The organism is Mucilaginibacter straminoryzae, from assembly GCF_022953055.1.
Taxonomy (GTDB): Bacteria; Bacteroidota; Bacteroidia; order Sphingobacteriales; family Sphingobacteriaceae; genus Mucilaginibacter; species Mucilaginibacter straminoryzae.
The window spans coordinates 162479-174916 of sequence record NZ_JALJEJ010000007.1 but is presented as its reverse complement, the minus strand read 5'-3'; the positions used below and the strand labels follow the sequence as shown (position 1 = coordinate 174916).

Genomic DNA, 12438 nt, shown 5'->3' with positions numbered 1-12438 from the left:
CGTATTATTTCTTCACGGCTTTTGCAGAGGTATCGGATTTTAAAACATGGTCGGGCAACCAGCCGCTTACAGCAGCATTATTCATTGTGGTAAGCGAAACCTGTACAGGCACTTCGCAATTACTGAACTTTACATTTTTCAGCACCAAGGCATTGTTATAAGTAGTAATGGCGGTTTTAAAGCCATCAAATGTAAGGTTGCTCATCACAATCAGTTTACAGTTTTTTGGCAGAATAAAAGCAGGGCCGTTAAAACCAGCCGCCGGCCCAATTACCGTTTGTCCATCGCCTTTTATAAATAGCGTATCTTTTTTTATGATGGTACTTTTAGTTAGGGTAAGCGGCGCTTTAACCTGCGGCACTTTTAGCTTCAGCGTGTCCGTTTTCAAGCTATCCAGCATTCCCTGAAGTGTTGACGCTTTAACAGTAGTATCCTGGGTAACAACCGCGGTTTGCGTAACCGGCTTTGCCGCATCAGCCGACTGTTTTTTTTGATAAGCAGTGTAAATAGTAGCTGCAATGAAAGCTGTAATCATTAATACGAGTATGACGATCACGAACTTATTGGCGCCCCTGCCGCTTTTTTTGGCAGGACGAACTGCTTCGGTCACATTACTTTCCTTTTCAACATCTGTATCACTTACTGTTGCTTCTACCGCCGGTTCATCAGCTCTCTTTTTTTGAGCTACCGGGGTGATAATTTCCTGTGTGGCCGCTCTCCTATCATTCTTTACCAGTACGGCCGTCACATTATCATGCCCGCCGTTGTGATTAGCCAGGTCGATCAGGTGTTTCGCCTTTTCTTTTAAGGAACTACCCTCGTTAAGGATGGTGATGATGTCTTGTTTAGTGACCATATCGGTCAAGCCATCGCTACAGAGCAACAACACATCACCGGGAAGGAACGGCGAATTGCCCGTTTCGATATAGTTCTGCTGACTGGCAATATTGCCTTCGAAGCCCAGGGCTTTGTTAATTTCGTTCCGTTTCGGATGATTCATTGCAGCTTCTTCGGTCAGCCTGCCCGAGTCTTCTAAAAAACCAACGAAAGAATGGTCGCTGGTTATTTTTATTAAAGAACCATCACGGAATAAGTATAGGCGCGTATCGCCAACGTGTCCATAAGTGAGCTGGTTGTTCTGCAGGTCAACAACGGCCAGGGTACATACGCAGGCCATGCTGTCGTGCTTTTTATCCAACGTGCGAGCATTAAAAATTTTGTCGTTAGCCAGCTGTAACGCAGCTACAATAGCCGATTCAACGTTATCACTAACGTTATTTAACTGTTCGATGATGGTATCGCGAGCAATCTCCGCAGCTACTTCGCCGCCGGCATATCCGCCTACCCCATCTATTACGCAAGCCAGCAAATAATTCTTATTGCCGGCAGGCTGCGCTATAAAAGTATCCTCGTTATTACTGCGCTGCTTGCCTGTATCGGTTATTCCAAAATAATTTTCAGCCATTACGTTTACCCGAGCTTTTAATGTCATTAAAATGAGTTGCCAGCAACAGCACACAAACAACCAGCAAACCCAACGATAGTATCTGCGACATATTAGTTTTTATAAATATTGATACCAACTATCCCGTTCAGGATAATGCGCGAATTATATGGTAACGGAATCAACTCCGGCGATTGTATATTACTTGCCGGAACTTCGTTCTCATTCAGCATTGTTTTCTCGCCGAATGATGCCATATATAATTTACCATCCGCGTTGTTATACCTGATCATCAGGTGCGGTGTGTTCACCCAATCAGAAGGGATCTTGAATATCTCTCCGCCTTCACGCTCTTCGTCTGCTCCCGAAACGATGATTTCCTGCTCGCGCATCAGGAACTCTACTTTTTTCCCGGCGAATTGTTTATCAGGCAATATGGTTTCCATCCGCGCGAAGGTTTTATTGCTTTCTGCCTTTACATTTTCTTTTTCTTCGAGCGAGAGTTGTTCTTCGTAAGGCAATTCATAATACCCTTCGCTGTAGTAGGTAAAGCCCTTAAGAATATCCTGGCTGATATCAAAGGTTTGCGCAATACCCGTTTGCCGCGGAATAAAAGTTACCCGAAGATTTTCTTCTTTTGGCGTATTGCTTTCTGGCAGTAACTTGCCGATAAATCCCTTATCGCCTTTGGCATAATCCGGATGTGATACCAATCTGAATACCCATTTCGAGCTGGAAGGCACAACGGTCTTGCCCTGCTCGCGGTATCCTTTCAATACCTCGTAAAACTTCTTAACGCACTCGTTAACAATCAGGCCGAATATGCCTTGTTTATTATCCATAAACTGGCGGTAATCATCGGCGCTAAGGATGATGATAAATTCATGATAGAATACAACGCGGTCTGCAAAAGACAGATCGCCGATTGATTCAGTGAATTTCTGAACAATGTATTTATAAACATCATCCGGCGTTAAGGCGTATTCTGTGTTACGCTTGCCGTTATTGGCACTGGTTAAGAACCAGTCTTGTATACCCAAACGTTCCCAAAAATTAGGTTTCGATTCCATGAAGGCAGGTTGTATTTTTAATAATAACTCATCAACAGTTTATCGCGATCAGTGTTTCAAAGACCCGGTACTACTGCTGATCGGGGTTGGAATTACTTGTATCGGTTTGCGTTGTATCCGGGATAGTTTCCGGCACCTTTGGTTTAATCTCTCTGTTTACCTGCGGCGTATCCGTTTTGGGCTGCACCGGCACCGTATTTTCAGATGAGGTGTTGTTATCCTGTTCGCCGCTGCTGGTATGTATGGTTGTATCATTCTTACCTGTTAAAGTATCCGCAAACTGGCCTGTATTCTCGGGCGTTTTGCCATTATGATAAAACAGTGTATAGTACCCCGCAATACCCATAAATCCCACAAGCAGGATCATCATCACTACAAATAGAGGTTTAGAAATCTGTACCATGTCTGACGATGGCGCTTGCTGCTCTTCCGCAGCGAAAGCCCTGCTGGCTTCTGCCTGTGCTTTGCTTTTGGCAACGGGGTCATAAAGTAGCGCTCGCAAGCGATCATTTTCTGCCTGAAGCTCTGCATTCGTGCCTCCCGAAATACTATGCTCATTAATGGCTTCGTGAAGCGCCATACCGTCGGCGTACCGTTGTTCAGGCTTTTTAGCAAGACATTTATTAATCAGGGCGATCAGCCAGTCAGGCACCTGCATCTCCATGGCCTTTTTATCTTCCGGCCAGCTTTCAGGCATGTTTTCTTTACGAAGCGCAAGCAGGTTCGGAACAGGTTGTTCTATATGCTGCAGCCTCACATTATTCCTGGCGTTTTCACCATTATCATTCAGCGGGAAAGGCACCCTTCCGGCCAGTAGCTCAAACAGGATAATGCCATAACTGTAAACATCGGTCTGGAACAGCATGCGTCCTTCGTTCTGCTCGGGCGCCATAAATTCTATCGCCCCGGCATTACGCAAACTGGTACGTCGTTGCTCGTCTGACATCACCGCCAAACCAAAATCCAGCAGCACATAGTTACCCGAATGGATATTGAACTTTACGTTATTGCTTTTAATATCGCCGTGCCTTACACCTACATTATGGCAATGGCTCAAGGCGCAGGCCAACTGGTCCGCCACCTTAATCACCTCCTTAATGGTAAAGATCTTATCGTGTGGCGGTTTAAGCAACTCTTCCAGGTCGGGCCCCTCTATATATTCCATCTCGATGTAGGGGAAAGAACCGCTTTCGGTTACGCCGGAACTGAGTATTTTAACTACGTTAGGATTAGGTTGCTGGTTTACCCGTTTTAGTTTCTCAACCTCGTTCAGGAAATTTCGATAGTTCTTATCATCCTCGTTTTCACTGTATATAGGTGTAGGTATCAGCTTAACGGCCGTTATCAGCGGGCCGATGCGCCGTGCTTTATAAACTGAACCCTGGCCACCTGTGCGCAAAGCGCCAAGGTTTTCCAGGCCTTCGGTAATGGTAAATACTTTGCTCATTTTAAAAAATAGTCAGCTCGATACTTATCAACTGATACGGTAAGATTTTGTTTAGGTAGATGAATTTTACAGCAATATAGCCAATAAAGCACATAATATTCCAAATATGTATATTTGTAGTGAGAGAATACTAATACCCTAATTGAAAACTTTGTTCACCATAAACAATCAAAGCGTATGGGAATACTATGGCAGCGTTACACGCGCCTGGTAGCCAAGCGCGTTTTACAGAATAACCAACCAGGCGATGATATAGCGGGCTGGCAAAACCAGCTTTTCTGCTATTACATTACCATTTGCGTTCCCGCCAGCTTAATAGCGCTCATCCCGGGCCTGATACTTACGGCTACTCATGGCTTTTTTAAAGTAGCGGTTGTGGATATTACCTGTTTTATTTTCAAGGTAATTCTTGCTTTCTCTTCTGCATTTACCATCAGACAGAAGAAAATAGGCTCTATAATAATCGCTTATATTCTTGCAGCAACTTTAATATTTTATCGTGGCTACCAGGGTGTGGGTGATTTCTATCTTTTTATCATCCCGATACTTGCCGCGCTGATCTTATCCAGACGATTCGCCTGGTTAGCCGTATTATCAAATTTATCGCTCATCCTGGGATTTGCTTTGCTGATTGAACGCAAGATAGTTACCCCCGCTGCCGACCACCAGTACACCGCAGGCTTATGGATTGCCCGTAATGCCAATCTGCTATTCATAGATGTGGTATTTGTCGGCCTCATCGCCTATGTTTTTCGCAGCCTGCACGAAAATGCAAGCCGGCAGTACCAACTAAGGCATTATTACTATAACCTTTTTGAAGCGAGCCCCAGCCCAATGTGGGTAGTAGACCCGGATACCGGTAACTTTTTAGACGTTAACAATTCGTCACTCGATCAGTATGGTTATGAAAGATCAGAATTTCTTAACCTCAATATATCCGCGATAAGAACAGCGGATAGTGATGAAAGTATCCAGCAAATTTTAGCAGAGATCAGGTTAACAGGCCATTTTTCCGCACCGTTGATGAAGCACCGTAAAAAAGATGGCAACGTTATCGACGTTAGGATAGATTGTAACCTGATCGACTATTATGGTAAGCCCGCGTGCCTTGTACTTGCGAGGGATATTACTGAACAACGGGCCGCAGAAAAAAGGACCAGCGAATCTGAATTTAACCTGAGGGCCATTCTTGACAGTTCCTTACAGGGCTATACTCTTCTTGACAGGCAGGGTTATATTAAGGCTTTTAACTCTAAAGTATTTGATTTCAGCATAGATCAAAACACCTTCCGTTACCAGATCGGAAAGCACATTTTTGAATATATGGAAGCAGAGCGGCAACCGGCGTTTAAGCAAATGCTGGAAAAAGCGTATCGTGGTGAAATTGTGGAATACGACCGGGAATACCCCAGGGAGGGCATGCCTTCCTTATGGATCAATTATATGCTGACGCCGGTAATTGAGGCGGAGCAGGTAGTTGGCGCATGCCTGATCGGTCGTGACATCAGCCAGATCAAAAACCATATCCATACCATAGAAGAGCAGAATAAGCTACTGATGCAAATATCGTGGACACAATCGCACCTGGTGAGGGCACCCCTGGTACGGCTGCTGGCTCTGGCCGACTTGCTCCGATATGAGCAGGTGGAAGACGAGCAACGGAAAATGACGCGGTTTATCCATGAATCTGCCCAGGAGCTAGACCAGACCATACAGAAAATTGCTTCCATTACGGATTTAAACCGAAACGAAAGGTAAAGTGTAGCGCGCACCTATTACTTAAGGTTGCCCGTTCAACAGCACATCGCCAATGTATAATTCTTTCCTCCGGTAAGACGGTAAATTGTCTTTATGTCCTGGCGCAAGCATTTTTAATTTATCAATGAGGCTTGTATCCAACCGGATACCTACCGTATGCGGCCCGTCTTTCAACCCATCAACAAAAAAATAACTGCGGTGGTAATAAAAAGCGTATGGGTCAAACCGGTAACGCTTAACCGTGATACCGTCTATCGTGATCGATGCAATATTAGATGAGGGCCCAATAATATCTTCAAAACCAATCTCGCGGCCTTTAAATTTTAAGGTGATGCTGCTATTCGGGTCGTCCGTGTAAACAAGTCCTGGCAGATTCTTCAAGAATTGATTTAACTCGGGCATTTTTTTCCCGCTCTGCCAATTGCCGGAAAACCACTCGGGCTTTAGCTGCTGAATAGATGCATATTGTAAAGCATGGGGATACATCAGCGATGGACTGCCCATTTTTACCAACTTGACGTTCCGCAACAACTTCCACGCACTGATAATTTCAGCAGTATAAATTTTATGCCCTTCCTGGGTTGGATGTGTGCCGTCATTTGTAAACACTAATTGATTAGCTTTTGAGGAGATATTTTTATCTGCTTTAAAAACCAGGCTGCCTTGTTTTAACCTTTCGAGTACTAGCGGAGCAAGGTTGATTGAAGGCAAGTTATAGTGCGCGGCAATAGCTTCTGTATTGGTGACTGACGATGGCAGTTTACCCTGGCGGTATAAAGCAAGCATCGGCTCATAGACGGTATACAAAAGGCAAATATCCGTTTGTGGGTTAGCACGCTTAATTTGCCTGACGATCCCTTCAATGGCCTCTTTGCTTTTTTGCGCGTCTTCCTGATCATCATTTACTGCGAATTCCACAAAAACCAAATCCGGTTGATAACGAAGTACGTCCTGCTTTAACCTGAAAGCCGCCAGGTAAGAACCCGTTCCGCCGACGCCTGCATTAATGGTGGTGATTTTCGACGATGGATAGGCGGACTTGAAATAACTTTCTGTTTGAAGACGATATCCCGCCATTTCGGTAATACTTCCGCCTAAGTAAGCAATTACCAACGGGCGGTGTTGTTTCAGTTTTTCAAAAACATGCGGCAACCCACTGCGTAGCTGATAGGGTGTAATTGCCTGGGCTTTGGCAGTAGCTAAAAGCAATACCGATACAATGCCGCAGAGGATGAATCTGGAAAGTTTCGTCATAAAGATAAATTCAGCTGAAGACAATTAGCAATAGACGGCTGTTCACCTGTTCGAAGCGCCTGACCTGCCGCCGCCGGAATTTTGAATAGCGACAAAGAAACCCCTGATATTGTTTGCCATAATCCCTCCAATCCACTCTAATTATCTATGCCTTATAGAAGCCGTTTCGACCCTATCGCCATCAGTAGTCAAACTATTAAACCTTCCATTGGTTTATCAGCAGGCAATGATCTACCGAAGAATGATAACTGCTAAGAACATCCGCCGCTTTAAACAAGCGCTTCCAACATATATCTGTTCCCTCCTATTTTTCATGAGTATAGGACAAACCACGTACGCGCAGGTACCGCCCGTAACCGATTCGCTGAAAGCAGATTCTTTAGGAAAGCACGGACAAAAGGTAAAGCCACCACAACCGGATCTGCGTAAGCAATATGACTTTGGCGACCTGGTACGCGACGTATTCCATCCCGGGCGCAAGCCGGATTCGCCTCGAAAAACATCAGCTATTATTGTCGTTCCCAACGTTTCTGCCAATCCTACCATTGGCTTTCAGGGCGGGATTAAGGCCGTAGCCGGTAAAAAATTAGGTACCGACCCCAATACCTTGCTGTCCGTCGGCGCGACATCGGCATCCATCACCACCAAGGGTATTATTTATTTTTACCTTAACCATAACATTTTCACTAACGGTAACCGCTGGAATTTCCAGGGCAACCTGGTTGCTGCTAAAACCGTAACGCCCGATTTTGGCTATGGCATCGGCGAGGGAAAAGCAGAAGGCACTACGGCCGAGCAGTTATTGGCCAACCCGAATCGTAAAGGTTATGCCATCCACTCCAATTATTACAATTTCCGCGAGAAAGCCTACAAGGAGATTTCAAAAGGGCTGTTTGTTGGCGCTGGCGTTTCTTTCGAGATCCGTCGTAATATTACCGGCAGCGATACAGCCGCCCCTACCACGCCACAGGGTGTTTATAACCGTGAACATGGGTTCGGCAACCACGGCTACTCGGCCAATGGATTTTTGTTTAACTTACAATATACCTCGCGCGATAACCCGAACCGCCCTTATAAAGGCATTTACTTTGACGCAGGTATGCGGATTAATCAAAGCTGGATCGGTAGTACAAAAAACTCGATGCAAATCACGACCGATTTCAGGAAATACTTTAGCTTATCATCTGCCAGCCCTGAAACGGTGCTGGCTTTCTGGAATTGGGGATCGTACTTGGTATCGGGTGATATCCCCTATCTCGAGTTGCCAGGCACCGCCCGTGATGGTAGTTTCCGCAGCGGCAGAGGGTATACTGCACAATATTTTAAAGGCACACAATTTAACGATACCGAGGCCGAATTCAGGTTCCCCATCCTGAAAAATAAATTCCTGAGCGGCGTTGCTTTTGGCAACCTGCAAACTGCTAACGATACCCAGGGCACCAAACTCTTCGAGAAATTCCAACCCGGCTACGGTGCAGGCTTGCGGGTGTTATTCAACAAGGCCATCCGCACCAACCTTGCGCTCGACTATGCCTTCGGACGCTTTGGCAACCGGGGCTTCTTCCTGAATCTGAACGAGGCGTTTTAAACAACAAAAGCGAAACGCTATGCTTCGCTTTTGTTGTTTAACTTCACTATAATATTATGGATAGACAACCTGCGCTGGTTTCTTAACCTGCAGTTGGACAGCTGTAGTTGTTCCGTTAACATCGAGATAGTTACTGGAAACTGTGCTTGAATACTCATTATGTTTTCCATCAAAAGAATCAATGCTGACCGTCCATGTGCCGGGCGCGAAATTGAAAACTTTAGATTCACCCCAATTCAACACAACCTGATCTTCCAGCCATTCTTCAACCTGATTATCCCTTTCAATCGTGAACTCAAAATGGAAATTTACCTTACCGCTGGTCCCCCAAGGGTGATGAACAGTATTGATTCTGTAACAAACTTGTGGATTATAACTTACTAATGATCTCGACCATTGGTCGTTCTCATTTCCTTGAGACCAGGTAACAACGCAACTGGGATCTTTAATATGCCATCCGGGAAACCCGTCACTGCAATAGGTTTGGGTGATGTCATCATTTGAAGAGTGTTGGCTCCAGGTTTGGGTTGATCTTCTTTGCTCTTCATGCACCGTTCTTATAGACTTATGCTTGATTTTTATCGCGCCCGGGGAACCTGGTAGAACACCTAATAACAGGTTATAATCTGCCTCTCTTCTTCTGGTAAAAATAAAGCCGGTTTTATACGGAACAATTACTTCGGCCTTAGAATAACTAAAGGTATTATTTAACGTAGGAGCGAGATCTGTTACCGGGATTAAAAATTTAAGCGTTTGGGTAGTGTTCTGAACAGGAGTAAATACTTTATTGTTTACTTTAAGAACAGGAGTAAATCCGTTATCTCCGGCGTAAAAGAAATTACCTTTTATTTCTACCGATACCTGATAGGCTTGATTAGTTGGTGCGAAATAGCCTGGAGAAAACTGTGCTATTTGCGGTTCCCTATTTGAAAACGGAAGTGAATTAGTGATTACCTGTGCCTTAGAGACTATTTCGGAGACATCATCGACAGACTGTCTTTCTAATTGTATAGTAAGAGCTGTTAATTGGTTAATTACTCCTTGTGTCGATTGGTCAACGTGATCAAACGTTTTATCAAGGCTTTCTGCATAAGCAATTTTGGCGTTTTCCATCGATAAATAAAGTGTACTTCCACCCTGAATAATAATTCCTTTACCTGCATTTTCTGCCAGTTGGATAGCGTTTTCTACCCTGTCCATTAATTGATTCAGTAAAACACCGACTGCAATTCCTGTTTGTGCTTGTGAGGAAAAGGGGGGTGCAATAATCAATGTGATAAACACACAAATCAAAAATTTCCGTTTCATTTTTTTGTGATTTTTAGGTCCATTTTATACCACTAAATTACTGTGCTACAAGCACTTAATAAAGCGAAATGAAGGGTAAAATAACCCTTCCAAATACCTTAAAATCACCCTGAAAAGAAAGCGGAATTGAGAAAGAATAGTTAGAAAAAGTGACTGAAAACCTGGCAGCTTTTTGCCTTAAAATAAAAAAAGCGAAACTTTACGCTTCGCTTTTTCCAGTGACCCCGCTGAGGCTTCCTTCGATAAACTCAGGATAAACTTCTCGCCGGTCTTTAACACGTGACCCCGCTGAGGCTCGAACTCAGGACCCACAGATTAAGAGTCTGTTGCTCTACCAACTGAGCTACGGAGTCGCATCCCTTAAAAAAGAATGGGCTGCAAATGAACAAAAAAAATTTAAGCTGTGAAAATATATTTACCACCTAAGTCGGTCATGTTTTTATCACAAATGCCATCAGGCTACCAATTCCTGGTAAATGGAGATTAACTGCTCGGCATTTTTTTCCGGCGTATAGTTCTCTAAATATTTGCGTCGTGCGTTTTCGCCATACTGCTGGCGTTCTTCGTCGGTGAGCGATTCAAAGTAGGCGATCTTCTCCTGCAGATCTTCTGCATTGCCTGGTGCAAACTGCAAGCCATTTACCTTATCATTGATCAGCTCTTTTAACTGCCCCAATGACGAGGCAATAACTGGTGTACCTGCCGAAAATGCTTCGATGATGATCATGCCAAACGTTTCAAACCAGATGGAAGGGAAGATCAGTGAAGTGGCGCCGCTCAATAGTTCGCTCATCTGCTCGCGGTTCTGCCGACCGAGGAATTCGATATTCGGATGGTTCTTTATAAACGCCTTCACCTCTTCTTCCATCGGGCCGCCGCCTGCAATTTTCAATCGCAAACCATTTTTAGCAAAGGCTTCCAACATGGTCATGATGCCTTTTTCCTCGGTGATGCGGCCTGCATAAAAGTAGTAATGACTTTTCTCCGTAGCTACGTTTTCAACCTGGTAGCAGAAGTTGGGTTTCACCGCAATGCGGCTGGCAATTTTCCTCACCTTAGAGAAAGAAAACAAAATCCGCGAGTGATCGCCCAGTACCAGGTAGCGTTTCGGGATTTCCCATGTACCCAGCTTCTGGTGGATAAAAGTAGTGATCGCCACCCAGGCCGTTAGTAATTTAGAGTTCAAGTATACCCCTCCTAACATCGCTTTCAATGGAAGGTCTTTGCGGATGGAGTCTGTAAAGATCTCGCCTTTATGATAAAGTGTGGCGGACGGGCAAAGCAAGCGGTAGTTATGCAGCGTTACCACCGTAGGCACATTAAACTTTTTAATAGCATACAACACCGAAGGCGAGCCGCCGTAATGCAAATTATGAATGTGAACTACATCCGGCTTAAATTCGGCCAGTTTCTTAACCGTTTGCCGGTACGAAGAAAGGTTGTAAGGCATCTGCAACACTTTCAACAGCGTATGGTGGTCGTTATAGAACTGCAAAAGCTCCACCTCATGCCCGGTAGACTTCAGCAGGTCGATTTCATTAAAAACCACACTATCCTCGCCACCGAATGCTTTATATGTAGTATGTATTACCAGAATTTTCACAGCCACAGCTCAACTATTTAATTTCAGGAAGCTTTTTTTACCTGCCTTGTTGCTTTAATAAACTCATTGATCAGTTTACGTTTAACCAGCTCTGGCAAACTGAAAGGCTTTTTAATCTGCTTTTGCAACGGCTTGACGATCAGATCCGGCGGGCAAAATTTAAAGCTGCGTTGTTTACCTTCGTCGAAAGGTGTTTCCATCCAGTTAACGCCAAAGGTATTGGTAGATTCCTCGTCGAAACCGATGTTGTTCACCTTAGATAAAATTGGATAGATCACCTTCAGATGGTTTTCGGCCACATGGACCTGTAGCTGGATATCCCAGGTAGAGATGTCGCCATTGATCTGCTTTTTCAGCATCCGGCCCAGATCGTACCCTTCAGCATTTAACCGCGCTTTGAAGCCCGGGCGGGTATCCATCATTTGCTGCAGTTCCTGTTCGTCCCAAACTACATTTTTGAACCTGTCGGCCCAGCCACCCCAGCCATAAGAGCAGAAGCGTTGGTAAACAATGGAATCGTACTGATAGTTGAACGCTTCCGGAGTTACTGGATATACAAACCCGGTACAGCAAAATACAGATTGATCGTTCTTATAAAACTTCAAAGCATCCAACAGGTATTTAACATAGTTCGGCGCCACGATCAGATCGTCTTCTACCACGATAAACTGCTCATAGTTTTCGGCTAGATAGGTTAACCCCGTCCTGAAGTTTGGACCGGTGCTGAAGTTTCGGTCGCGGAAATGTTTGATCACATTCCGAAAACCTGTAATAGAGTTAATGTAGTCGCGGGTTTCTAATACCCCTGCCCTATCTTTTTCATTTTTATATCCGTCGCTAAAAAAGATAATGTCCATATCTGCACACTCCGGATTTGTTAACAGGGCATCTATACATCTCTTCAGTTTTGATGCTCTTTTATAGCAGAACACTGCTAATACGGTTGATTGATCAGCCATGATATCT

Annotated in this window: 9 protein-coding genes and 1 tRNA gene; 2 read left to right on the top strand and 8 right to left on the bottom strand. The window is 44.5% G+C overall.

What is annotated here, in order from left to right; translation table 11 throughout:
• Positions 1–4: 4 nt before the first annotated feature.
• From MUY27_RS15085 to MUY27_RS15075, 3 genes are all read right to left on the bottom strand, one after another.
• Complete coding sequence (locus MUY27_RS15085) at positions 5–1465, bottom strand: PP2C family protein-serine/threonine phosphatase (RefSeq protein ID WP_245131251.1); 1461 nt, start codon at positions 1463–1465, stop codon at positions 5–7.
• 92 nt (positions 1466–1557) lie between these two features.
• Positions 1558–2514, bottom strand: coding sequence for a hypothetical protein (locus MUY27_RS15080; protein ID WP_245131248.1), 957 nt, complete (start codon positions 2512–2514; stop codon positions 1558–1560).
• A 70-nt stretch (positions 2515–2584) separates the two neighbouring features.
• Positions 2585–3961 carry a serine/threonine protein kinase gene (locus tag MUY27_RS15075; protein ID WP_245131246.1) on the bottom strand — a complete coding sequence of 459 codons (1377 nt, stop codon included), beginning with the start codon at positions 3959–3961 and terminating at the stop codon, positions 2585–2587.
• Between the two features lie 177 nt (positions 3962–4138).
• On the opposite strand from MUY27_RS15075, the gene MUY27_RS15070 reads away from it, so the two are divergent.
• Positions 4139–5719 (top strand): PAS domain-containing protein, encoded by a 1581-nt coding sequence (locus MUY27_RS15070; protein ID WP_245131243.1) that lies wholly within the window; start codon positions 4139–4141, stop codon positions 5717–5719.
• A gap of 21 nt (positions 5720–5740) precedes the next feature.
• Here the strand turns inward: MUY27_RS15070 and MUY27_RS15065 are convergent, their stop codons facing one another.
• Positions 5741–6973 carry an SGNH/GDSL hydrolase family protein gene (locus MUY27_RS15065; protein WP_245131241.1) on the bottom strand — a complete coding sequence of 411 codons (1233 nt, stop codon included), beginning with the start codon at positions 6971–6973 and terminating at the stop codon, positions 5741–5743.
• Positions 6974–7286: 313 nt separating this feature from the next.
• Between MUY27_RS15065 and MUY27_RS15060 the strand changes: the two genes are divergently transcribed.
• Entirely contained in the window at positions 7287–8561 is a 1275-nt protein-coding gene (locus MUY27_RS15060) for a BamA/TamA family outer membrane protein (RefSeq protein ID WP_245131239.1), read from the top strand.
• Between the two features lie 54 nt (positions 8562–8615).
• On the opposite strand, the gene MUY27_RS15055 is transcribed toward MUY27_RS15060, so the two are convergent.
• From MUY27_RS15055 to MUY27_RS15040, 4 genes are all read right to left on the bottom strand, one after another.
• Positions 8616–9869, bottom strand: coding sequence for a hypothetical protein (locus MUY27_RS15055; RefSeq protein WP_245131236.1), 1254 nt, complete (start codon positions 9867–9869; stop codon positions 8616–8618).
• 280 nt (positions 9870–10149) lie between these two features.
• Positions 10150–10222 (bottom strand) — tRNA-Lys (locus MUY27_RS15050).
• Positions 10223–10323: 101 nt separating this feature from the next.
• Entirely contained in the window at positions 10324–11478 is a 1155-nt protein-coding gene (locus MUY27_RS15045) for a glycosyltransferase (RefSeq protein ID WP_245131233.1), read from the bottom strand.
• A 17-nt stretch (positions 11479–11495) separates the two neighbouring features.
• Positions 11496–12431, bottom strand: coding sequence for a glycosyltransferase (locus MUY27_RS15040; protein WP_245131230.1), 936 nt, complete (start codon positions 12429–12431; stop codon positions 11496–11498).
• Positions 12432–12438: the final 7 nt, after the last annotated feature.

Excerpts from the sequence above, each read along its gene's own strand:
- MUY27_RS15075 (WP_245131246.1), bottom strand. The coding sequence starts at position 3,961 with ATGAGCAAAGTATTTACCATTACCGAAGGCCTGGAAAACCTTGGCGCT.
- MUY27_RS15070 (WP_245131243.1), top strand. The coding sequence starts at position 4,139 with ATGGGAATACTATGGCAGCGTTACACGCGCCTGGTAGCCAAGCGCGTT.
- MUY27_RS15080 (WP_245131248.1), bottom strand. The coding sequence starts at position 2,514 with ATGGAATCGAAACCTAATTTTTGGGAACGTTTGGGTATACAAGACTGG.
- MUY27_RS15065 (WP_245131241.1), bottom strand. The coding sequence starts at position 6,973 with ATGACGAAACTTTCCAGATTCATCCTCTGCGGCATTGTATCGGTATTG.
- MUY27_RS15040 (WP_245131230.1), bottom strand. The coding sequence starts at position 12,431 with ATGGCTGATCAATCAACCGTATTAGCAGTGTTCTGCTATAAAAGAGCA.
- MUY27_RS15055 (WP_245131236.1), bottom strand. The coding sequence starts at position 9,869 with ATGAAACGGAAATTTTTGATTTGTGTGTTTATCACATTGATTATTGCA.
- MUY27_RS15060 (WP_245131239.1), top strand. The coding sequence starts at position 7,287 with ATGAGTATAGGACAAACCACGTACGCGCAGGTACCGCCCGTAACCGAT.
- MUY27_RS15085 (WP_245131251.1), bottom strand. The coding sequence starts at position 1,465 with ATGGCTGAAAATTATTTTGGAATAACCGATACAGGCAAGCAGCGCAGT.